Origin of the sequence: Butyricimonas sp. RTP31003st1_G1_RTP31003_210430 (assembly GCF_040920905.1) — a bacterium.
Classification (GTDB): domain Bacteria; phylum Bacteroidota; class Bacteroidia; order Bacteroidales; family Marinifilaceae; genus Butyricimonas; species Butyricimonas paravirosa.
In genome coordinates, this window is record NZ_JBCOSQ010000030.1 from 1 (window position 1) to 23737 (window position 23737).

A 23737-nucleotide genomic window follows, 5' to 3' on the forward strand; every position below is an offset into this window, starting at 1 on the left:
GATGTGGATTTCGATATGCGGAAACGGAAGTTCGTGGACGTGCAGACAATTTTCCACAAGATGGAACAGCGTACGTTAAGTGCGGCATATCGTTTTTATTGTAACAAGAACTTGGAAGATGCCCACACGGCTGCTGCCGATACGACGGCTACTTACGAGGTGCTGAAAGCCCAGCTGGATCGTTATAATGACACGCTGGAGAACGACATCGCTTTCCTAAGCAAGTTCTCAACACAGAATAACACGGCGGATTTTGCCGGATTTATCATTTACAATGAAGAAGGGGTGGAGGTATTTAATTTCGGGAAGAACAAAGGGGTTCCCGTGGTGAAAGTACTGAAAGAGCAACCCGGTTATTTTGCGTGGATGTTGAACGGGGAGTTCCCCTTATACACGAAGAAGATTTTGACCGAGATCCGTCTGCGGACGGCAGGGTTAGTGAAGTGACCCGGGAAAGAGTATTCCCAGATAATTAATTATATTCCTGTTTCTCAAGGACGAAGTTTGTGCATTCGTGCGTTGCCTGGTCTTTGGGAAACAGGAATTTGTATTTTCCTATTTCTCTCCCACTCCGGTTTGGTCTTCGTTGTATGTTGCGCTAATGATACGAGAGGATTTATGCAGAGTTCACGTGTATTTTCCATGTTGTTTGCTCGCAAGTGACACGGAGAAAGCACGGAGGAACCACGGAGAAACCTAGGCAGAACACTAGCGTAATAATGTATTACGAGCAGTGTGGAATCGGTCGATACATGCAGCCCACTTGTTTCAATATGGTACGTTTTTACTTATGGCGACGTTACAAGGTGTCGTAGTGACGGAAGTAGAAAAATATATTCTAAATGATAAAGTTTTCCTCGACGGTTCATGTCATGGAAAACTTTATCATTTTATTCCCGTATACGAGTCAGATTAAGTGATCAATAGATGGTTAGGGGGCGTATCAGGTCGAGGGGGGAAAACTCTAATTATAAAGTTATTTGTTTAAAATGTAAATATGGCATATTCATTGCTATTTAGCCGAGCGATTGAATGAGAATAATTTGTAATAAATAAGAAGGTTTGTTTTATGGGGTTTAAATGGATGGTTTATATTGCGGTGACTCTTTTGTGGAGTGGCTGCAAAGGGAAAAAGGATAACACGTATCAGGATATTGTACGTCCTGTGAGAGTGGTAAATGTCGAGTCTTTGGGAGCTATCAATAAGTTGTATACGGGTGTCGTGGAGGCCGAAGAATACAGTAATCTGGCATTTAAGTTGTCCGGACCGTTGATCGCAATGAACGTGGATGAGGGGCAGAAAGTGAAAAAAGGACAGGTGATCGCGGCGGTTGACCCGCTTGATTATCGCTTACAGTTCGAGGCGAACAAGGCGGCTTATTTAACGGCTAAATCCCAGTTGGAACGGAACAGAAGGCTGCTTTCCATGCAGGCGATCTCACAACAGGAGTACGAAATTGCGGAGGCTAATTATATAAAAGGTAAATCGGCTTACGAGACGTCAGCGAACACGCTGGAAGACACAAAACTGCGGGCCCCGTTTGACGGTTTTGTGGAGAAAAAATTCGTAGAGAATTACCAGAAGGTGAACCCGGGCGAGTCGATTATCAAGTTGGTTAACCCAAATAAGCTGGCGGTTGGTTTTACATTGCCGGAGACGAGTGTTGACTTAACTCGTACGCCTATGACGGTGACCGTGGAGTTTGATACCTACAAGGGGATATGGTTCAAGGCGAAAGTGAAAGAATTTATTGATGCCTCGCCCGACGGAACGGGTATTCCGGTGAAATTGGTGATAGATGATTCCCGGTTTTCGAGGGATAAGCATAATATATATCCTGGTTTTTCCTGTAAAGTAAATTTGAAGATTGAAACTCCGGTGGAGGATAGTTATATCGTGCCGATGAGCGCGTTGTTCAAGAACCCGACCTCGAACGAGACGTGTGTTTGGGTGTATGACCCGAAGACGGAAACGGTGACTAGCCGGACCGTGGAGATTGGGCAGTTGTTCGGGAATGATAAGATCATGGTGCAGAAGGGACTCTCGAACGAGGATACGATTGTCGTGGCGGGAGCGAATTACATAACGGAAGGTCAAAAGGTGAAGTTGCTTAAATAGTTTGATATGATGAATATAGCTAAATATTCGCTGGAAAACACGAAGGTGGTTTATTTCTTTTTGGCCATATTGTTAGTCGGGGGAGTTTTATCTTTCGATCTGCTGGGGAAAAAGGAGGATTCGCCTTTCGTGATTAAAACGGCGGTCATTATAACGAGATACCCGGGGGCTACCCCTAATGAGGTCGAGCAGTTAATCACGGAGCCGATCGAACGGGAAATTCAATCCATGCGGCGGGTACACAAGATCAAATCGGATTCCTATTATGGGATGTCTAAAATACAAATCGAGTTGAGCCCGGCAACACCGCCGGAGGAGATGCCCCAGATGTGGGACGAGTTACGGCGTAAGGTGCTGAATATACAACCGTCGCTGCCACAGGGAGCCTCGACGATCAGCGTGTCAGATGATTTCGGTGACGTGTTCGGGATATACTACGGGCTGACGGCCGGGGAGGGTTTTTCTTATCACGATTTGCGGGAGTGGGGACAAAAATTGAAGACTCAGCTTGTTTCCGTGGACGGGGTGCAGAAGGTGGCCTTGTACGGTGAACAGACGGAGGTGGTGAACGTGTTTATCTCCATGTCGAAGTTGGCGAATTCGGGGATTGATCTGAATTCTTTGATACAGACGATCAAGTCGCAGAATTCTCTGATTAACACGGGAGAGAAACGGGCGGGAAATTTGGAATTGAAGATATTGGCCGACGGGACGTACAAAACGCTAGATGATATTCGTAACCAGTTGATCGTGACCCAGGCGGGACAACAGGTACGACTGGGGGATATTACCACGATTGAAAAGGGGTACATGGACCCGCCAAGCAGTTTGATGCGGGTGAATGGTAAGCGGGCTATTGGTATAGGTATCTCGACCGATCCGGAGCGTGACGTGGTGAAGACGGGGGATAAGGTGAAGGAGCGATTGAGCCAGTTGGAGGAGTTGATGCCCGTGGGAATCGAACTCGTGACTCTTTACCCGGAGAACGAAATTGCACGGGAGGCAAACAATGGTTTCCTGTTGAATCTGGTGGAGTCCGTGGTGATCGTGATCTTTATTATTTTGCTGGTAATGGGTACCCGTGCCGGGTTATTGATCGGTTCCTCGTTGATTTTCTCGATCGGTGGTACGATGCTGATTATGCAGTTTATGGGAGTCGGGTTGAACCGGACGTCGCTGGCAGCCTTTATTATAGCAATGGGCATGCTGGTGGATAATGCCATCGTGGTGACGGATAATGCTCAGATATTGATTAAAAAGGGTATGCGTCGGCGGGATGCTTTGATCAGGGGGGCCACCGTCCCGCAGTGGGGATTGTTGGGGGCCACGCTGATTGCTATATTTTCTTTTTTACCCTTGTACTTGGCGCCTTCTTCCGTGGCGGAGATGGTGAAACCGTTATTTATCGTGCTGGCGGTTTCGCTGGGATTGAGTTGGATTCTGGCGTTGACGCAGACGACCGTGTTCGGTAATTTTATACTGAAGGAGAATTTCGGAGATTCGAGTAAAGATCCTTACGATACGAAGTTCTACCGCAGGTTTGTTTCCGTGTTACGGGGATTGATCAAGCATAAGGTGATCACGATTGTCTCGGTGGTCTGTTTGTTCTTGGTGTCCATGTATATCATGGGGATTATGCCACAAAATTTTTTCCCGAGTATGGATAAACCTTATTTCCGGGCAGATTGTTTCTTGCCGGAAGGGTTCAGTATTCGGGAATCGGAGGATATGATGTCGGATATTGAGGCTTATTTGCTGGAGCAGGATGAGGTGGTGAACGTGTCGGTAACGATCGGGGGATCGCCCTTGCGCTATTATCTGGCAAGCACGTCTTTCGGGCCAAAAGCGAACTTCGGAAATCTGTTGATCGAGGTGGAAAAAAAGGAACAATCTCCGATCGTGGAGGAGCGTTTGAATACTTACGTGCGGGAGAATTACCCGGATATGTTGATCCGTTCCTCTTTGTTCAAGTTGTCCCCGGCGGTGGAGGCCGCCATCGAGATCGGTTTTATCGGGGAGAATATCGACACGCTTGCTGCCTTGACGGAACGGGCGATGAATATCATGCGAGAATGTGATATGGTGACGGATGTTAGAAGTAGTTGGGGAAATCAAGTTCCCGTTTGGGAACCGGCCTACTCGCAGGAACGAGGACAACGTCTCGGGATTACTCGCCAGTCGGTGGCTTACGCTTTGAAGATTGCCACGAACGGGTTGGCTATCGGGGATTTCCGGGAGAAGGATTTGTTTATGCCGATATTGCTGAAAGAGGATGGGTTTGATAGTAAGAATCTGGATAACATGAAGACGCTGCCCGTGTTTGCCACGCAGGGGTTCACGGTGCCTTTGGCGCAGGTGGTGGATAGTTTTGCCTACGATTATCATTATAACGTGATCAAACGGTATAACCGGGACCGGGTAATGATGGCGCAATGTGATCCCAAACGGGGTGCGAATACGAAAGCGGCTTTCTCGGAAGTGTGGAACAAGGTGAAAAGTATGGATATGCCGGAAGGCTACCGAATGAAAATATTCGGGGAGGACGAGAGTCAGGTGGAGTCCAACGAGGCTTTGGCTGCCAATATGCCGTTGACGTTTATCTTGATGTTTATCGTGTTGCTATTGCTTTTTAGAACCTACCGGAAACCGACTATTATATTGCTGATGGTGCCGTTGATTTTTATCGGGGTGGTCTTCGGCTTGCTGGTGATGGGGAAAATGTTCGACTTTTTCGCTTTACTGGGCGTGTTGGGATTGGTAGGGATGAATATCAAGAATGCGATCGTGCTGGTGGACCAAATCGGTATCGAACAGGAGAACGGGTTGGCCCCGCTGGATGCTGTGTTGCAGGCCACGAAGTCAAGAATAGTTCCGGTGGCAATGGCTTCGGGTACGACGATATTGGGTATGCTGCCCCTGTTGTTCGACGCTATGTTTGGCGGCATGGCAGCTTGTATCATGGGGGGCTTGCTGGTAGCCAGTTTGTTGACTATCGTGGTGTTGCCCGTGACGTATTGTTTGATATTCAGGATAAAAGCGGAGTGATTTTGAATTTTAGATTTAATGATTTTAGATTGAACTCCTCCGGCCTTCGGCCACCTCCTCTATAAACAGAGGAGGAGCTGGTACTCCTTTCACAAACAAGGAAGTAACTCGGCTCTCCCTCTGCCAGAGAAAGCTAAAAGTTAAAAGTTAAAAACTAAAAGTTGAAAGTAGTAAATTTAGAAGCGTTGATTTTGTGGGCGGAAATCTAAAATCTACAATCATTAAATTTGAAATTAGTAAAGGGAGTACCCCGAAGGGGGGAGGGAGTTTATTTTCAATATTCAATTTTTAATTGTATGAAGGTTTTTGTTATTACAATAGGAATTTTATGGATGACGTTGGGGAGCGGAATAGCGCAGACCTTGACGGTCGAGGAGTACCGGGCGAAGGTGCTGGAGTATAATCAGGATATCAAGCAATCGAGGGAGGCTGTCAAGGCGGCGATATATGCGTTGAAAGGGGTAAAAACGGGATTCTTTCCAAAATTGCAATTAAGCGGGAATTATTCGTATCAGATAGAAGACGTGGAATTTATGCAGGGGGTTGATCTGAAACACAATAATTATTCGGCGGAGGCGACATTGTCGCAGAACGTGTATGCGGGGAGTATGGTACGCAAGCAGCAAGAGGCGGCGAAGTTACAGAAAGCGATTGCCCGTTTGGGGGAAGAGTTGACGACGGATAATATTGTTTATGCGGCTGACGTGAGTTATTGGACGTTGGCGGCTAACGAGAGTCTGTTTTATATTTCCCAAGAGTTCGTGTTGATCGTGAAGGAGCTGGATGGGATTGTACAAAAACGTTTTGACGAGGGGGCGATCAGCAAGACGGACTTGCTGATGGTGAAGACCCGCTTGAAGGAGGCGGAGTTGCAAGAATCTACCCGGAATATGAATTACCAGACAGCGATGCAGTCGTTTAAAATCATGATGGGGGCTCCTTTAGAGGAAAAGTGGGTTATTATTGACTCGATCCAGAAGCCGGTGATCGTTCCGGGTTTACAACCGTTGGAAGTGGCTTTGAAACGGAGGGCCGATTACCAGATTGCCGTGCAGGATTTTAATTTGACCAAGCAACAGACCAAGATTATACGTTCAAAGTATCTGCCGCAATTTGCCGTGGGGGTGAAGGAGACGTGGGGTACGCCGTTGATTAATGTTTCCGGTGACGAGAAGTTCGCGACGGTGGCTTTTGCGAAGTTGAGTATGCCTATTTTCAACTGGGGAGAGAAACGCCAGTACGTGAAACAGAATCGTGCGATGGAGACAAGTAAGGAGTTAGCCATGAGTAAAGTCGAGGATCAAGTGAAAGAGGAACTGGCAAATGCTTGGGTGAAGTTAAACGAGAACTGGAGACAGGTGGAGATTGCCAATTCCACGTTGGAGATTGCCCGGGAGAACTTGAAGTTGAATACTTTTAGCTATAACGAAGGGAAGTTGCCTATTCTGGATGTGCTGTCTTCGCAGGCGACTTGGTTGCAAGCCTACACGAACGTGGTTTCGGCGAATTACCAGTATAAGGTGGCGTATGCGGAGTATGTAAGGATTTTGGGAGGACGGTAGGATTTTAGATTTATGAATTATGATTTATGATTGGTTTTTCACTATCTTTGCTTATGAAATTGGAATAAATAAGATAGAAGATGAATAAACAACTTCAAAATCGAGTAACTTATATTATTTATTGCATAAATGCTTTTGGTGAGCGTTATAGCTTGAATGCCAAGCAGGCTTTTGCTTATTTGCAACGATTTAAGGGGCTGGCTTTCTTGGAGGAATGTTATGAAGCAGAGCATCAGCTTTCAATACATGATGCGGTAAATGATCTTTCGGTTATTTGTAAACGTAACGGGGGAGGGTTGGAATGATGATTTTGTTTCATGGTTCTAACGTACCGATTGAATCAATAAGGCTTGATTTATGTAGTCCTAATAAGGATTTTGGGCGAGGTTTTTATTTGACAGATATAGAGGTTCAAGCTGGCCAAATGGCTCTTCGGCGAGTGCGTATAGCGGGAACGGGTCGTGCTGTTGTGTCAAGATATGCTTTTGAGGAAACATTATTGGATAGTGTGGAGTTGAAGATAAAAATATTTGATCGACCATCTAAAGAATGGGCGTTATTTGTTATGGCTAATCGAGAGGCAGAACAGACAGGTTTTCGGCATGATTATGACATTGTTATAGGACCCGTGGCTGATGATGGTGTTGCTTTTCAGTTGGAACGTTACGCTAGACAATTGATTTCACTTGAAACATTAGTTGAAGAATTGACATACAGGAAACTGAATCGACAATATTTTTTCGGAACAGAATTGTCTATCTCAAAATTACGAAAATTATGAGTAATGAAACCCAATTCTTGATAGATTCTTTGGTGGAGCGTCTGACTTTACGGGTGATGGAGGAATATGGACTTTCTATCACGGAGGCTTTAAGTTTAGTTTATAATTCACAGCTTTACGAAAAGATCGTGGATGTAGAAACGGGGTTGTATTATCAAAGTGCATCATACAATTACAATTTACTTCGTCGTGAAATTATGCTGGGTAAAATAGCGTGATATATGCTTAGATAATAAGCTATTATTTTATAGTTTTTCCCTTGTTTTTGTGATTTTTTGGAGATCATGAGAACAGGGGAAAAATTATGTTGTTTTTTTTCGGGTTTAGGGGGGATTTATAGCAAGAAATTGTATTTTTGCAAATCAATGGATAATACGGTATTAAAAGTTTGAGAGATATGACGATAGAAAAAATGCTTACTCAGCAGGTGCTGGAGGCCGTAAAGGCTTGTTATGGGGTTGAATTAACCGAGAAAGACGTACAGTTGCAGGAAACCCGGAAAGAATTTGCCGGTGATTTGACGGTGGTCGTTTTCCCGTTTACCCGATATTCCAGAAAATCGCCCGAGGAAACGGCTAAAGAGCTGGGAGAGTATTTGAAACAAAATATTGAAGAGGTGGAAACCTACAACGTGATCAAGGGATTTTTGAACGTGGTGATTTCTTCCGCTTACTGGATCGAGGTGTTGAATGACGTGGCAAAAGAGGAAAAGTACGGTTATGCGAAGGAGCCTAGCGGGAAGACTTACATGATCGAGTACTCTTCACCGAACACGAATAAACCGTTGCATTTGGGACATATCCGGAATAATTTTCTGGGATGGTCGGTTTCTGAGATTCAGAAGGCAAACGGGCATAAGGTGATTATGGTGAACTTGGTGAATGACCGGGGGATTCATATCTGTAAAAGTATGATCGCGTGGGAGAAGTTTGCCAACGGTGCTACTCCGGAAAGTACAGGAACTAAGGGGGATCACTTCGTGGGAGATTATTACGTGCGTTTTGACAAGGAGTACAAGGCGCAGATCAAGGAGTTGATGGAGCAAGGCAAAACGGAAGAGGAGGCAAAGAAAGAGGCCCCGATATTGTTGGAGGCTCAGGAGATGTTGCGCAAGTGGGAAGCCGGGGACGAAAAGGTGGTTTCCTTGTGGCGGACCATGAACGATTGGGTATTGAAAGGTTTTGACGAGACCTATAAAATGATGGGTATCTCGTTTGACAAAGTATATTTCGAGTCACAGACATACAAGAAAGGACGTGACCTCGTGTTGAAAGGTTTGGCTGATGGCGTACTTTACCGGAAAGATACCGGAAGCGTGTGGGCCGATCTTACCGGTGATGGGTTGGATCACAAGTTGTTGTTGCGGGATGACGGGACTTCTGTTTACATGACGCAGGACATTGGTACAGCATACGATCGTTTCAACGAGTTTAACATGGATCAGGAGATATACGTGGTGGGTAACGAGCAGAATTACCATTTTCAGGTGTTGTCATTGGTTTGTAAGAAGTTGGGATTCGATTGGGCCGACAAGATCAAGCATCTTTCTTACGGTATGGTTGAATTACCGGAGGGGAAAATGAAATCCCGGGAGGGGACGGTGGTGGATGCCGATGATTTGATTGACGAGATGATTCACACGGCTCGTACGACTTCCGAGGAGTTGGGGAAACTGGACGGTTACACGAAGGAAGAGGCCGAGGACGTGTATCGTAAGGTTGCTTTGGGGGCGCTAAAGTATTTTATCTTGAAGGTCGATCCGAAGAAGACCATGATGTTTAACCCGAAGGAATCTATTGATTTTAATGGGAATACGGGTCCATTTATCCAGTACACCTATACTCGTATTAAGTCTGTTTTGCGTAAAGCGGAAGAGGCCGGGGTAAAGATTGTTCCGGGAGATATTCACACGGCATTAACCGAGAAGGAACAGAATTTGGTTAAGCTGATTGCTAAATTGCCCGCAGTCGTGAAGGAGGCAGGGGATAATTATAGCCCGGCGTTGATCGGGAATTATGCTTACGAGCTGGCGAAGGAGTTTAACCAGTTCTATCATGATTATTCTATCCTGAAGGAAGAAAACGAACAAGTGCGTAATTTACGTTTGCTACTGGCACAACAATGTAGCGTGGCAATAGAGAATGCCATGGGTATGTTGGGAATAGAGATGCCGGAAAGAATGTAATGATTTTAAATTTACGATTTTAGATTGTGTGATTCCGGCTACTTGAAACCGGTGGCCGGTAAAAAGATATAAAATATGAAAAAGATTGCACCGAAAGATATAGACAAGAACGTGATCAAGTTGATCGGTCAGGATTGGATGCTGGTGACGGCTGGGGATCAGGAGAAGTTCAACATGATGACGGCTAGTTGGGGATCGATGGGGTATTTGTGGAATAAACCCGTGGTGATGGTGTTCGTGCGGCCACAACGTTACACATTCGAGTTTACGGAGAAAAAAGATGAGTTTACCTTGTCATTTTTTGACGAGAAGTACCGTCATGCATTGAATGTATGTGGTTCTGTTTCCGGGCGTGACGTGAACAAGGTGCAGGAAAGCGGGTTGACACCCTATTTCACGGAGGCCGGGAATCCGGCTTTTGAGGAGGCAACATTGGTGTTGGAGTGTAAGAAATTATATACTGACTTCTTGAAGGAAGAGGCTTTTCTGGATAAGAAGATCGTGGATAGCCAGTACGGCCAGAAGGATTTCCACAAAGTGTACGTGGCCGAAATTGTTCATGCTTGGGTGAAGGAGTAGCTGATGGATTTATGCACGTATCATAGTCATTGTAATTTTTGTGACGGGAAAGCCCCGGCGGAGGATTTCGTGAAGGCTGCCATCGAGGCGGGATTCCATAGTTACGGGATCTCTTCGCACTCACCACTTCCTTTCGAGACCCGTTGGTCTTTAAGCAAAGGAAACGTGGAGGCTTACCTGACGGAGATAAAACGTTTGCAGGAGAAATACGCGGGGCAGATCGAGCTTTACGTGGGGATGGAAATTGATTATCTGAATGATGATTGGGGACCGGCAGTAGAATATTTTCAGCGTATGCCGCTGGATTACCGCATTGGTTCCGTGCATCTCGTGACCGAGGAACAGACGGGTGAGATCATGGATATGGACGGGAAGTTCGAGGATTTTAGGGAGAACTTGCGTTTGATTTTTCATGATGATCTGAAATATCTCGTGGAGGCTTATTTCAAGGCGTCTTCCCGGATGGTAGAGTTAGGTGGTTTTGACTTTGTGGCGCATCTGGATAAAATATCCATGAACGGTTCGCTGATAGATAGCACGTTGACGGAACAGGAGTGGTATAACCGGTTGTTGTGGGACTATATGTCCTTGATAGCGGAGAAAGGTGTCATGGTGGAGGTGAACACGAAGGCATACACGAAGAAGGGGATGATGTTTCCCAATGTGAAGTATTTCAAGTGGTTGAAAGAGTTGAATATTCCTGTGATGGTGAATTCTGACGCCCATTTGCCCCAGCTGGTAAATGACAACCGGGCGTTGGCATTCGAGTGGTTGCGGGAAGTCGGAATAAAAAGCACGATGCGCTTGCATCAAGGTGCGTGGGTAGAAGTACCAATAGATAATAAATAGTGTAATGAATAAATTTCTGATTCTATTAAGCAGTTTGTTTGCGTTGACTTTCTTCGGTTGTAATAACGATGAAGAGGAACTCGATTTGATTGATACGTTGGAAAATGAGAAGATCGCTATTCACGAGTACCTGAGTCAAATTACCACGCCGATTCTTTATCTTGAGTATTATAGCGTGCATGGTATGTTAATTGATACGGTTTTTATTTTCAATTACGATAATAGTGGCGAGGTGGCAAAGGATTCGGGATGGGTGTTGATGGATTACGAGAAATTCTATCTGAATGGAGGTAAATTGGATACGACATCTCCCGAACAGGGTGATTCCACGTTTACTTATGCTTTTGGAGGACCGGTACTTTATCGTTATGACACGATCAAGAAATATGATTATGTGGCGGAAGCGTTTCGACATATTAGTGTTGGAAGTATGGGAGGAGAAATGATTGTACCCTCTATTTTGGCCGGAGATAAGAATAATTACGGGAAACCGTTACATTATAAGTTAAAGGCACATAAGCTCATTAACGATGTGAAAGTGAATGAGTATAAGTTGATTCGAAGTTATCTAGTAGACGTTATAGGCGTGGAGAGTGCTTTTGTTGACTTTCCTACGCGAGAAATTTCATCTATTGGAGAGCGGGATACAGTTACTTATACAGCTATTTTGGAGAAAGGAACGGGCGATCGAGATATTCAAGTGGGGGATTCTGTTTTGTTGGAAATGGATTATGGCTTGCTGGATGATGTGGGATTACAGAATCGGGTGTTGAGAAGTATGGGACGTGATTCTATTTATTTCTTGTTTAATGAGACTTGGCAGAAAAATTATCCAACAGGGTTGGTGAAAGGATTACAGCATTTACAAGCTGGAGATTCTGCACATATTATTGTACCTTATGGAATGGCTTATGGTGCGGTAGGTACAACCCGGGAAATAACTTTCCGAGATCGTACTAAACTTAAACAATATTTAATTCCTCCATACTCAACGTTATGGTATTGGGTACGGATTCGTAAAGTGGTTCCACCTAAAACGGAAGAAGAATAGTTTGAAAAATAACAGCTAAATAGAAACGGAAAATGAAAAGTAATTATTGGGTAATGCTGCTTTGCCTTTTGGCAAGCGGATTCATCGGGTGTTCCGATGATGATGGTGACAATTGGAAGAAAACATTTGAGGATGAGCAGGCTAGGATTAAAGACTTCGTGTATACTAAGGATTCTGATCCGAAGATCTTCAAGTATCAATATACTTACCTGAAAGAGAATATAGAGGATTACGCTTACTTGTTTAATTACCAGAAAGAAGGAAAGAAAGCAACGTATGGTGATTTCGTTTGGATTAATTACACGCAAAAGAGTTTGACGGGGAATATTATTGATTCTTCGGATCCGAGTGTTGCCGTCGGTGCCGGAGTTTCTCCTTATTATACTTTAGGAGGACCGATATTAGTGCAAATGAATACAGATGCGGAAAAATATATCGATCCGTTATCTGATATTTTAATGAATATTCCGGAAGGAACAACGGGAAGTTCAATTATTTCGAGTATTATGAGTCTTTCAACTGCTTTAGTTTATCGGGAATATATGGTTGAAAAGATTGTAACAGAACATAATCTACTTGCTTATGAAAAAAGTTTAATGAAACAATACTTAGATACGGTAAGTGGGATAAAAAGTATTTCTGAATTTACCTCGAATGATGAGATTGTGAATAATGATACAATTGCTAAAATTGCTACATTCAAGATTGGAACTGGGGCGGAGATAACTGCTACGGATAGCGTCACAATATGGATGGAAGGAAGTATTTTGGACCCGTTTGGAACTTCTCGTAAGTTCTTGAAAATGGATAAGGATGTAGAATCCGTGAAAGAGAGTGTAGCAAGTTTAAAGCCATTAGGCTTGCGTTTAGCAATGACAAAATTGAAGGTGGGTGATAAAGTACAAGTATTACTACCATCTGATATGGGATATGGCTATGGTGGAGGGTTTGATATGTCTACGGGTAATTGTATTGTTCCCAGATATTCAACTCTTTTATATACAATAGAAGTATTTGATACGCAGAAAAATCCGAAGGAAAAGTAATTATCATGAATATAAATTTGGAAAACACGCTGGCGCTTGCAGTGGCATGGGCGAAAGAGGTTGGGGAAATTCAATACTCTTATTTCAGAAGTGGACATTTGGAACTTGAAACGAAGTCAACGGTACATGATGTCGTGACGAAGGTGGATAAGCTAAGTGAGTCCATGCTGATCGAGCGTATCGGCAAGTGTTTTCCCGATCATAGTGTGTTGGGGGAAGAAAGTGGGGAACATGATGCTCATAGCGACTATCTGTGGGTGGTGGACCCTTTGGACGGGACAAATAATTATAGCCAGGGATTACCCGTATTTTGCGTGTCTATCGGGCTTCAATACCGGGGAGAGACGTTGTTAGGAGTTGTGTATGCTCCCTACTTGAACGAGCTGTACACGGCAATCCGAGGCAAAGGGGCTTTTCTAAACAATGCCCCGATCCACGTTTCCGACAAGACGGAACTCGATCGTTCCGTGCTAGCCACGGGTTTCCCTTACGACAAGGGAATACATCCTGTGAATAATATCGACAATTTAAGTCGTATTCTGCCACATCTGCGGGGAATACGACGTATGGGATCTGCCGCTTACGATCTTTGTGGGGTTGCAGCCGGGTTTCTGGATGGGTACTGGGAACTGGGTTTGAAACTTTGGGACGTGTGTGCCGGAGTACTTATCGTGCAGGAGGCGGGCGGTCATGTTGAACCCTTCCGGGAGGACCGGGGGATAGCCATACTGGCCGGAAATGCAGGGATCGTGGAGAAAATGAAAGAGTATATAAGTTAAAGGGGACTGGAAAGTCCCTTTTATTTTAGTCTTTAAAATTTGTTCTACATTACTTTACCTCGAAAGTTCTATTTTGGCTCTCATATTTTTGATTTTCTCTCTTCGGATGAGGGAAAGTAGTTGTCTTAGATTGCCTCGCTTGACGGCGACGAAAGAGTGATGGTCTTTGACTTCGATTTTACCAATGTCTTCTTTTTTCAAGTTCCCTTTTTGGCAGAGGAAACCGACGATATCCATTTTGTTGACCTTGTCTTTTTTCCCTTTGCCAATGTAGAGGGTGGACCAGAATGGTTCTGCCGGGGCGGGGTATTTACCGACGGGGTGGTAGGTTTCCGGGATTTCGGTTAGGAAATCCGGGCGGGATTCATCCCTGTCGAGTAGGAGAAAAGCGGTACCGGAGGCATTCATCCGTGCAGTTCGACCGTTGCGATGGGTGAAGGATTCCGGCTTTTCGGGGAGGTGATAGTGGATGATGTATTTTATCTCTGGGATATCCAGACCGCGGGAGGCGAGGTCTGTCGAGATGAAAATGTACGTACTTCCATTGCGGAATTTACACAGCACTCGCTCGCGTTCTTCCTGTTCCATTCCCCCGTGAAAATATTCGTTATTGACACCTTTATCCCACAGGTAATTACTCACTTCTTCCGCCCGTTCCCGATAGTTACAAAAAATCAGGGTAGGACCTTCCTCTAGATCACACAGTAGCTTGTAGAGCGTGTCGAGTTTGTTGTTACCTTCGGTGTACACGCTTTTGAGTGTTAACTTGATCGGTGCGGCACCTTCAAGAAAATCCAACATGAGAGGGTTTCGTAGGCCCGTGAATTTTGGTATCTCGATGGCCGATGTTGCAGAGGTTAAGACTCGCTTTTGCAGGTGTGGCAAGTACGAGAAGATGGTTTCCATGTCTTCTTGAAAACCGAATTCCAGAGCCTTATCGAACTCATCGAGAATGATGGTGGAGATTGAGTTCGTGTCAATTGTCCCCCGGGTGACGTGATCGAGTATGCGTCCCGGAGTCCCGATGATAAGCGTGGGCGTATATGCCAGACTGCGACTTTCCACGTTGATGTCATGTCCCCCGTAACAGCATACCACTTTGAAACCGCTTTTCAGGGAACGGAATACTTGCTCTATCTGCAAGGCCAGTTCTCTTGATGGGGTTAGGATAATGGCCTGTGCTTTCGTGTTATCCGGGGCAAGGTTTTCCAGTAAGGGTAACAGAAAGGCCAGGGTTTTACCCGATCCAGTGGGAGAGAGCAGGATGATGTGATCGGTTTCCCGATGAGCTTTCAGTGAGGCTTCTTGCATCTCGTTCAATGAAGATATTCCAAGGGCTTGAAGGGAAGAAAACATGGTAATTTAGTGATTTTAGATTTTAGATTTTAGATTCCAACCGCACAAGCTGACGCTTTTTGATTTTCAACTTTTATCTTTTAGTTTTTAACTTTTACCTTTTAGAGGGGGTAGTTTTTCATTCTACATTTTACATTTAAGTATCTAGTGATTTATAATCACCTAATCGGAAATCACTAAATCACTTCATCGATGGGATCACTGAATCATTAGGCAATTCAGTTTTTTCATGATTTTTGGGCGAGAGAATACGACTTTAGCCTGTCGGTAACCTTCGTCCACTATTTTTTCGATGTTATTAAGGTCGAACATGCTGTATCGGCTGATGTGTTTCGGCACGATAACGATGTCACACAAGCGGGTGTCGATATTCATGTTTGACAGAATACCCATGTGGAAGGAGCGTTCGGCTAAGTGGACCATGCTTTTGATGTGATTACAGGGCTCCAACGGGTCGATATGTACGCCGATAACTGTCTCGCATAACTCCCGGATCGGTCGCACTGGTAGGTTCATAAATACTCCACCGTCCGAGTACTGGTGGTGATTGATGGTGACGGGTACGAATACGATGGGTATAGAACAGGATGCTAACACGCAGGGGACTACTTTGCCCGTGCTGAAATGCGTAGGTATGCCCAAGTTCATGTTGGTGGCGGTGACTACCAACGGTATTTGTAGTTCCTCGAAAGTTTCAACATGAATGAACTCGGATAACCTTTTTTCCATTCCGGTCATGGTCATGATTCCGGTTTTGGAGACTAAAGGTCGTGCGAAGTCGAGCAGTTTTCTGTCTTGAAAGAATTTAAGCCCGTCCTCTGCCGAGTGACCGGATGCAAATATAAGCCCGGCTATTGCTCCCGCACTGGTTCCCGAAATGATGTCCGGTTTAATTCCCAGCTCCTGCATCGCCTTGTAAACGCCTAAATGGGCGAATCCTCTGGCTCCCCCTCCACTTAATACCAAACCTAGCTTGTATGGTCGTTTCTGTTGATTATTTTCCATGTGGTTAGTGTGTGTAATAGACTAAAAAAGGGGCTCATGCCCCTTTTTTTATTTTACTGTAGCCATGTGAGCGATTAACTCGATAACTTTGTTGGAATATCCCCACTCGTTGTCATACCAAGAAACGAGTTTCACGAAGTTAGAGTTTAATGCGATACCTGCTTTAGCATCGAAAATAGAAGTGCGGGCGTCACCCAAGAAGTCAGAAGAAACAACGTCTTCTTCGGTATAACCGAGGATGCCTTTCAGTTCGTTTTCAGAAGCCTCTTTCATGGCGGCTTTAATCTCTTCGTAAGTTGCAGCTTTTTCCAGACGGCAAGTCAGGTCAACAACAGATACGTCCAATGTCGGAACACGGAATGACATTCCGGTTAATTTTCCGTTCAGTTCCGGGATTACTTTACCTACAGCTTTAGCAGCTCCGGTAGATGACGGGATGATGTTGCCGGCAGCGGCACGTCCACCTCTCCAGTCTTTCATAGAAGGACCGTCTACAGTTTTTTGGGTAGCGGTGGTAGCGTGTACGGTGGTCATCAAACCTTCAACAATACCGAATTTATCATGCATTACTTTAGCCAACGGGGCTAAGCAGTTCGTGGTACATGATGCGTTAGATACAATAGTTTGTCCGGCGTAAGTTTTGTGGTTTACACCCATCACGAACATCGGGGTATCATCTTTTGACGGGGCAGACATCACGACTCTTTTTGCCCCGGCTTTCAAATGAGCTTCTGCTTTTTCTTTCGTTAAGAAAAGTCCGGTTGACTCAACTACATATTCTGCACCCACCTCGTTCCATTTCAGATCTTCCGGGTTTCTCTCTGCTGTAACACGGATAGCGTGTCCGTTTACAACGAGTTTTCCATCTTTAGCCTCAACGGTTCCGTTGAAACGACCGTGCATGGTGTCATATTTCAACATGTAAACCATGTAGTCGACATCGATAAGGTCATTTATTCCAACGATTTCAATATCGTCTCTTGTCATTGCAGCTCTAAAAACCAGACGACCGATACGTCCGAATCCGTTGATACCAACTTTAATCTTTGACATTTGTTTTTTTATTATTTGGTTAATAATGATGTTAACTCTCTCGTTTAATGTCGTAAACTCACACAAAAGTATGGATAAAAAAATGAAAAACAAAGAACTTTTAGATTAGTTATACGCGAACGTTTTTTTTCTTAAAAAAGTTTGCGCAAACGTTTTAAATATTTATCTTTGCCCAGCAATTGAAGGAAATGTTTTTTGCTTTTATAAGTGTAGTAAATTTATTGTTAGTGTGTTAAAAGAGGCCGACGGGCCTCTTTTTCTATTTAGAGTATTGATCATTTAATGCGTATTAAATTCCTTTTATTTGTTTGATGATTAAAACTCTTTTGGTAGCAGGAGATACTTTGTAGCGATCGTCTATGCGATGGCCGACCACCCAAATGATGTCCTTGCCAGATTGTAAGAGAAGGCAGTCTTTTTTCTGCTTGGCGCTGAATTTCAAGTCTGTGAAAAAGTCGCTCAATTTCTTTTTACTACGTTTCATACCGAGAGGGCAGAACCAGTCACCCATGGACCAGTGGCGTAACACGAGGGGATAAGTGATTTTATCGAGGTCAAAACACCCTGTGTCAAGATCACGGGGAACAATAAAAGAGTCATCGATGTCTTGTTCTTCGAGCCGGAAGATGCTGTCATCAACGTGGTATTCTCCACTATCTGCCAAAAGAGTGCGTTTGTCTTCTTTTTCTAAGATATTGAATAGCCGCCAGTAGATCCTGCCTTTCGTAAGTAAGTATTCTTCGGCCTCGAATTGTTTTCCGGGAATGGCGTCGCTGCTTTCAAGAATATCCTCGATTTGCGTGGCGTTAAAACCATATGGCCGTAGGATCTCGAACAAGAGCGTGTAAGGGGCTGGGGCTGCCAGTGTCTTTTGTATGTCAATAAGGGTTTCCCCGTTTTCCTCGCTAATCACTTCTTCTTTCAAACGGTCGATGCCGTAACGGTAGATTTGCTCCACTTCCTTGAGGGTGTTACAGTTTTCCCGTACCGTGTTGAGGAATGAGGGATTGATGTCCTTGCATACGGGGATGATCATGTGGCGAATTTTGTTCCGCACGTAGTCGAGCGAGTTATTGGTGGAATCGGTACGATACCCCAGTTGGTTTTGCTCGATGTAAGTGATGATCTCCTCCCGGGAACGGGACAGGAGCGGGCGTAGAATGCGATCTTTGACGGGACGAATACCGGTGAGCCCCTTGATGCCGGTTCCGCGACATATATTAATAAAGAGAGTCTCGGCAAGATCGTCGGCATGGTGTCCCACTACGATGTAGTCCATTTTTTTCTTCTGGCGCATTTCTTCGAACCAGTCGTAGCGTAGTTCCCGAGCGGCCATCTCTATGCTGATGCCTTTTTTCTTGGCGTATTCTTGGGTGTCAAAGCGTTTCACGCTCATAGGGATACCGTAGGTTTCACAGAACCGTTTCACGAATTGTTCATCCATGTTCGATTCTTTGCCCCGCAGGTTGAAGTTGCAATGCAAGGCGTGTATGCGTAGATTCAAGTACTTGAATGCGTGGAGTAAAGTGATTGAATCGGCCCCCCCGCTAACGGCAATGATAAATCCCGCTTTCTCGTCAATCTCGTGTTCCTTGAGGAACTGTTTTATCGTATCCAACATAACCTCTCTCTTTAATGAATAGCCTAAATTAGCTATTTTTCTTGAAAGAAGAAGGGAAGCACGAATAAAAATGATGATTTTATTTTACCAGAAACGTTGTTCTCCGTTTTGTATCGTGAACACGCGCTCTTCTTTACCTGCCGTGTGATTACGCAGCCAGTAGACGGCGTTCGAGGGAACGTTTTCAAAATCAACGGAATAACCCGTAGCGATTTTACAACCGAGAGATTGCCAACCACCGAGGTCGAAGTAAAATAGTTCGTACTCGTTTCCGGGATACACGCCGTTCGCATCGTTGCGGGGTAGGTAGATAATTTCCGACACGCTGACGGGGTGACCGAAGTCCACGACGAGCCGATGGGATATTCTTCCATGGGAAAGCGGGTCATTGTCGAAAATGTTGGTGAGGCGGGCTCCTCTACCTTCGGGATCAATGCTTTTTCCTGTTAGGTTTTGGCCCCGGTTGTCCTTGAATCTCCACTCGGCGAGTTCCACGATCTTGGTATGGTTAAATCGCCAGTAACGGTATTTTTGCGTGGTATCGACCGGAACGATTACGGGTTGCATGTTAGGGTTGTGGGTGACACGGTGGATGGTTACGGGGTTTTGGAATGTTGGATCGTTCGATGCTTGAAACCTTGCCCCGACAAGGGCGTTGCCATGGTACACTTTGTTGTGGTGTAAAGGATATTTACGAGTGAGGGTGAGAGTCTGTCGTCGTGTCGTGTCTGGACGTAATGTGACGGTTGTCCCGTTTGCTCGCAGGATGAAGGGATAGGTGAAGTTTCGCTGGTATTCCTTCTCGAAATAGATGGGAAAATACACGATGTTGGGACCCATGGCATGAAAGTGGGCTTTGCCTTGTTGCACGTCGCTCCAGTCGACGACCCGGAGTTCTCGCCCGTTGAATATGGCGAGATAAGCGTGTCGTGCCTGCACGGGGACAGTTGCGGTGACCGTAATATCCGAGGTGTGCAGGTATTTGTTGGTGACATCCCGGTTGAAGGGGGTTGTGAAGAACGGGGGAATGTATTCATCCTTTTCGGGAACGGGAATGGGGTTGATCGAGTACGTGCGGCGATACACTTTCGGAGCGTTTTTCATCTCTATCTGCCCGGCGAGTATGTCCTTGTTTTTGGTATCCATGACGACCGTCCATTCGTGGAATCCGTTCATGTCGGCCCAATAGGGGACGTGGTCTATGGCTGCGGGAATACCTACCATGCGATATGCCAGTAGTTGTAGTTGGCTAGAAAAGACACATTCTTTAGCCGAGAAGGGGATTCCTGCCAGGTTGTCCTTTCCGGAATCAAGTCCTAGGGCGTGACCGTAAACGATCTGCGCCATGTTGTAGGGGGAGTGTTTTTGGTTATCAAAGTAGCGTCCTGCCTCTTGCAGGCGTTCCCTTAGCCGAGAATCTATGGAATCCCGCCAATAATCGAGGGGTTCATTACCAATCCGGTAAGGTAGTAAATATTCAAGGAAATTTTCAAGAGTGAGGTCTTCGAGCCAAGGACTGTTGGTCCATAGCCGGAAGGCTTGGTCAATTTGGTGAATGAGGTAGTCGGCTTTCACTTGTTCGAGGTCCGGTTCCGCCCTGAGTTGCTGGCGGGAACGGGGATAACGGAGGGGTTGCATGAGGATGACTTTCTTCATCAAGTAAGGGGTCTCCGTACTGTCGATGACTCGTTGGAGTTGCCGAAGGTAGGGGCCGTCGAGGGAATAGTGGCCTGGCATATTCTCGATAAGGAAAATGGCTGCTTTTAGTTTGAGGCTGTCGCCGGCATAGTGGTCCAGCACTTTTTGGAGTTCCAGCTTGTTGTCCCCGGCAAGTTGCAGGGCTTGTTCGAGCCGGGAGTTAGCTTCCCGGCAGGAATGCAGGAGTGTGAATAAAAACAGATAAAAAATAAGGCGCACGGTCTATTTTTGTTTGCTGGTTAATATTATAATGCAAATGTATTTAATTTATTCAAGAATGATTATTGAAATTATTTTTTATCTTTGTCTAGAACCAAATAAAGAAAAGGTCATGAAAAGGGTATTTGTTTTTGTCGTTTCCTTGTTGGTACTGGGAAGTTTAGCAAGAGTTAACGCTCAGGAAAAGGAGACGCTGGTAAAGGTTGGGGATGATGTTCCCGAATTTGTTGTGGAGATGTTTGACGGGCAAAAGATCAATATTAAAGATTTAAAGGGGAAGATAGTATTAATTAATTTCTGGGCTACGTGGTGTCCTCCTTGTCAAGAGGAGTTGAAACGGGTGCAGAAGGAGATTATTGATCGCTTTAAAGGGAAAGATTTCGTGTTCTTGGCTATTTCTCGCGAGGAGAGTAAGGAGCAGGTGAAGAAGTTTCGAGAAAGAAATGGATACACGTTCCCTATGGGACTTGATCCGGAACGTAAGATTTATTCGAAGTTTGCCACGGCAACCATTCCTCGAAATTTTATCATTGATAAGAAGGGAAAGATCGTGGAGATTGAGGTCGGTTATACTAAGGAGGCTTTTGCGAAGATGATCGAAAAATTGGAAAAGTTGCTGAAATAGTATTTGCTCGTTGTTATTGTAAAATCTTGGAATAATTCTTGAGGTATGACATTATTCCGGAGTGTTATGGTGTGTTGTAAGCATGGGGTAAGTGATGGTATTATATAATTAAAATGCTTTAAAGGAAGATTGGAATTCTTTAGAAGAGAAGTGGCGTATTTTTCGTTAAATATAATATCTTTGCCTTTAATTACGAGTAAAGGATCGTTTATTGTTATCAAGAATGCAGAATGTGGAGAAGATAAATATACGGAAACAGGAGGTATTTGATAGCTATTTTCGGCGTTATTATCAGATACTTTGCTATTTTGCGTGTCATTATCTGAAGGAGCAGGATGAGGCGGAAGATGTGGTTCAAGAGGTGTTTATGAAACTATTGAACGGGGAAGAGTGCTTTGATAACGAAAATCATTTGAAACATTATCTTTATAAGGCTGTTCGTAATAGTTGCTTGAACCAAATAAAAATGACCAGTATTCGTTCTGATATACTAGGATCTATACAAAAAGATACAGAGGAAGATGAGAATAATTTTTTTGTGAACGTTGTACGAGCCGAAGTCTACCAAGAGATCATGGAAGCTATACAGGAGTTGCCGACGGAATGTGGGCGAGTTTTTAAGTTGGCATATGTGGATGGTTTCAGTAATGAAGAGATTGCCACACAGCTCTCGATTAGTGTGAATACTGTAAAAGTTCAAAAAAATAAAGCAAAAATTCTGTTACGAGAAAAATTGAAAGGGTTATATCCGGTAATGTTGTTATTACTAGGTAATTATTGGGGATATTATTTTTTTTCCTAAAAAAGTTGTCTTTTGCGTAATCCTTTTTTCTGAGTTGTTTGTAATAGGGGAAATTTTACGAGAGAGATGAAGAAACCATTTGGATTTGCAAAAGAGTTATTACGGTATAGCTGGGGAGAACTTTCCGGGGACGAAAAGGAAAGTGTGGAAGAGATGTTATCTAAGGTGAGGGGATTAGAAGAACTGGCGGGAGAATTAAGGGATAAAGAACGGGTTGGAAGTGAATTGCGTGCTGTGGGGAGTTTTGACGTAGAGAAAGCTTTAGTTCGGTTAAAAAAGAGACAACGTGGAAAGAAACGTTTGTTTTTACCTTGGGTGGCTGCGTCAGTTGTGGTTATGGTGGGAATTTCTGCATTTTTGTTGTTGAACCGGGAGACGGGTATGGTGAATTCATCCATGGAAGAAAAAATAGAACCGGGTAAAGCGATAGTTACATTGGAGATGGCTTCTGGACTAAAGTATCGATTAGACACCTTGTCTTCAATCGTTCGTAATAATCGGATGAATGTTGCTTTTGATAATGATGCAGGGGTTCTGAAAATAAAGGAGCAGGATTCTACAGATCACCTATTGAAAGAAGTGGGACGTAACACGATAAATGTTCCGTATGGAGGAACTTATACAGTGGAATTATGTGACGGTACGAAGGTGTACTTGAATTCGGGTACGAAGTTGGAGTTCCCTTCTCGGTTTGACGGGGATATGCGTAGCGTAAGTTTGAAAGGAGAAGCTTATTTCGAAGTTGCTCGGAATGAAAGTAAACCATTTATTGTAGAGGTGGATGAGATGAAAGTAAAGGTATTGGGGACGGCTTTTAACGTAAAGTCGTATGTTGATGAGCCGGGAATTTACACGACGTTGGTGCAGGGAAGCGTCGCTATTCTTCGGGATGGGCAACCGGAGAAGATAATTAAACCGGGAGAACAGGCTTATTACAATAAGGGTGTTGGAATGTTGAGAGTTTCCCCAGTGGACGTGAATGAGTTTACGGCTTGGAAAGATGGTTTATTCTATTTTAAGGACATAACCTTGGAAGAAATTTTGAGAATCGTGGCAAGATGGTATGATCTTGAAATTTTTTACATGAATCAAAGTGCGAAGAGTGTCGTGTATAGTGGTAAAATGCCGATGTATTCCTCAGTAGAGGATGTGTTGCGAAAGTTTGAAATATCCGGAGATGTACGATTTGAATTGCAAGGTCGGGCATTGACGGTTTTTGACAAATAATAAACGGGATTGGGCAATCCCGTTTATGTACCCGCTCGTTGGGCGACGAGCAGACTAAATGTTTAATTTAATTGAATTACAAATTTATGAAAAAAAAATGGGATTTGTTGCTAAATTTTTGGCAACAATGGAAAT

General features: G+C 44.4%; 20 protein-coding genes and 1 pseudogene. 16 read left to right on the top strand and 5 right to left on the bottom strand.

Annotated elements, in window-relative coordinates:
* The 13 genes and pseudogenes from AB5542_RS10825 to AB5542_RS10885 form a co-directional block, all read left to right on the top strand.
* Positions 1–447 (top strand): annotated as a pseudogene (locus AB5542_RS10825) (3'-5' exonuclease); the annotation flags it as partial.
* A gap of 622 nt (positions 448–1069) precedes the next feature.
* The gene (locus AB5542_RS10830; RefSeq protein ID WP_270543688.1) at positions 1070–2119 is read left to right on the top strand and encodes an efflux RND transporter periplasmic adaptor subunit; all 1050 of its coding nucleotides are present in this window, start codon (positions 1070–1072) and stop codon (positions 2117–2119) included.
* Between the two features lie 9 nt (positions 2120–2128).
* Positions 2129–5164, top strand: coding sequence for an efflux RND transporter permease subunit (locus tag AB5542_RS10835; protein WP_270543716.1), 3036 nt, complete (start codon positions 2129–2131; stop codon positions 5162–5164).
* 296 nt (positions 5165–5460) lie between these two features.
* Positions 5461–6726 carry a TolC family protein gene (locus AB5542_RS10840; RefSeq protein WP_270543687.1) on the top strand — a complete coding sequence of 422 codons (1266 nt, stop codon included), beginning with the start codon at positions 5461–5463 and terminating at the stop codon, positions 6724–6726.
* A gap of 80 nt (positions 6727–6806) precedes the next feature.
* Positions 6807–7031 (top strand): DUF3791 domain-containing protein, encoded by a 225-nt coding sequence (locus AB5542_RS10845; protein ID WP_270543686.1) that lies wholly within the window; start codon positions 6807–6809, stop codon positions 7029–7031.
* Positions 7031–7507 (top strand): DUF3990 domain-containing protein, encoded by a 477-nt coding sequence (locus tag AB5542_RS10850; protein WP_270543715.1) that lies wholly within the window; start codon positions 7031–7033, stop codon positions 7505–7507. Before AB5542_RS10845 ends, AB5542_RS10850 begins: the two co-directional genes overlap by 1 nt.
* The gene (locus tag AB5542_RS10855) at positions 7504–7725 is read left to right on the top strand and encodes a hypothetical protein (RefSeq protein ID WP_229782467.1); all 222 of its coding nucleotides are present in this window, start codon (positions 7504–7506) and stop codon (positions 7723–7725) included. Before AB5542_RS10850 ends, AB5542_RS10855 begins: the two co-directional genes overlap by 4 nt.
* A gap of 179 nt (positions 7726–7904) precedes the next feature.
* The gene (argS, locus tag AB5542_RS10860) at positions 7905–9692 is read left to right on the top strand and encodes an arginine--tRNA ligase (protein ID WP_279039103.1); all 1788 of its coding nucleotides are present in this window, start codon (positions 7905–7907) and stop codon (positions 9690–9692) included.
* Positions 9693–9767: 75 nt separating this feature from the next.
* Entirely contained in the window at positions 9768–10271 is a 504-nt protein-coding gene (locus tag AB5542_RS10865; RefSeq protein ID WP_027199769.1) for a flavin reductase family protein, read from the top strand.
* Between the two features lie 3 nt (positions 10272–10274).
* A complete protein-coding gene (locus tag AB5542_RS10870) occupies positions 10275–11120 on the top strand; it encodes a histidinol-phosphatase (protein WP_270543684.1) in 846 nt (281 codons plus the stop codon).
* A 4-nt stretch (positions 11121–11124) separates the two neighbouring features.
* Complete coding sequence (locus AB5542_RS10875) at positions 11125–12171, top strand: FKBP-type peptidyl-prolyl cis-trans isomerase (RefSeq protein WP_270543683.1); 1047 nt, start codon at positions 11125–11127, stop codon at positions 12169–12171.
* Positions 12172–12203: 32 nt separating this feature from the next.
* A complete protein-coding gene (locus AB5542_RS10880; RefSeq protein WP_279039105.1) occupies positions 12204–13217 on the top strand; it encodes an FKBP-type peptidyl-prolyl cis-trans isomerase in 1014 nt (337 codons plus the stop codon).
* Between the two features lie 5 nt (positions 13218–13222).
* Positions 13223–13996 (top strand): inositol monophosphatase family protein, encoded by a 774-nt coding sequence (locus AB5542_RS10885; protein ID WP_270543681.1) that lies wholly within the window; start codon positions 13223–13225, stop codon positions 13994–13996.
* Between the two features lie 54 nt (positions 13997–14050).
* On the opposite strand, the gene AB5542_RS10890 is transcribed toward AB5542_RS10885, so the two are convergent.
* The 5 genes from AB5542_RS10890 to AB5542_RS10910 form a co-directional block, all read right to left on the bottom strand.
* Positions 14051–15352: a DEAD/DEAH box helicase gene (locus AB5542_RS10890; protein WP_118301980.1), complete on the bottom strand. Its 1302-nt coding sequence runs from the start codon at positions 15350–15352 to the stop codon at positions 14051–14053.
* 198 nt (positions 15353–15550) lie between these two features.
* Complete coding sequence (locus AB5542_RS10895; RefSeq protein ID WP_270543680.1) at positions 15551–16357, bottom strand: patatin-like phospholipase family protein; 807 nt, start codon at positions 16355–16357, stop codon at positions 15551–15553.
* Between the two features lie 48 nt (positions 16358–16405).
* Entirely contained in the window at positions 16406–17410 is a 1005-nt protein-coding gene (gene gap, locus AB5542_RS10900) for a type I glyceraldehyde-3-phosphate dehydrogenase (RefSeq protein ID WP_118301982.1), read from the bottom strand.
* Positions 17411–17699: 289 nt separating this feature from the next.
* Complete coding sequence (tilS, locus tag AB5542_RS10905) at positions 17700–19031, bottom strand: tRNA lysidine(34) synthetase TilS (protein WP_087422180.1); 1332 nt, start codon at positions 19029–19031, stop codon at positions 17700–17702.
* 84 nt (positions 19032–19115) lie between these two features.
* A complete protein-coding gene (locus AB5542_RS10910) occupies positions 19116–20768 on the bottom strand; it encodes a hypothetical protein (protein WP_279039111.1) in 1653 nt (550 codons plus the stop codon).
* A 292-nt stretch (positions 20769–21060) separates the two neighbouring features.
* On the opposite strand from AB5542_RS10910, the gene AB5542_RS10915 reads away from it, so the two are divergent.
* The 3 genes from AB5542_RS10915 (at position 21061) to AB5542_RS10925 (ending at position 23602) form a co-directional block, all read left to right on the top strand.
* On the top strand, positions 21061–21573 hold the full coding sequence (locus AB5542_RS10915) for a TlpA family protein disulfide reductase (protein WP_279039113.1): 513 nt from the start codon (positions 21061–21063) through the stop codon (positions 21571–21573).
* 232 nt (positions 21574–21805) lie between these two features.
* Positions 21806–22375: an RNA polymerase sigma factor gene (locus AB5542_RS10920; protein WP_162613850.1), complete on the top strand. Its 570-nt coding sequence runs from the start codon at positions 21806–21808 to the stop codon at positions 22373–22375.
* A 66-nt stretch (positions 22376–22441) separates the two neighbouring features.
* On the top strand, positions 22442–23602 hold the full coding sequence (locus AB5542_RS10925) for a FecR family protein (protein WP_279039116.1): 1161 nt from the start codon (positions 22442–22444) through the stop codon (positions 23600–23602).
* The last annotated feature ends 135 nt before the right edge of the window (positions 23603–23737 follow it).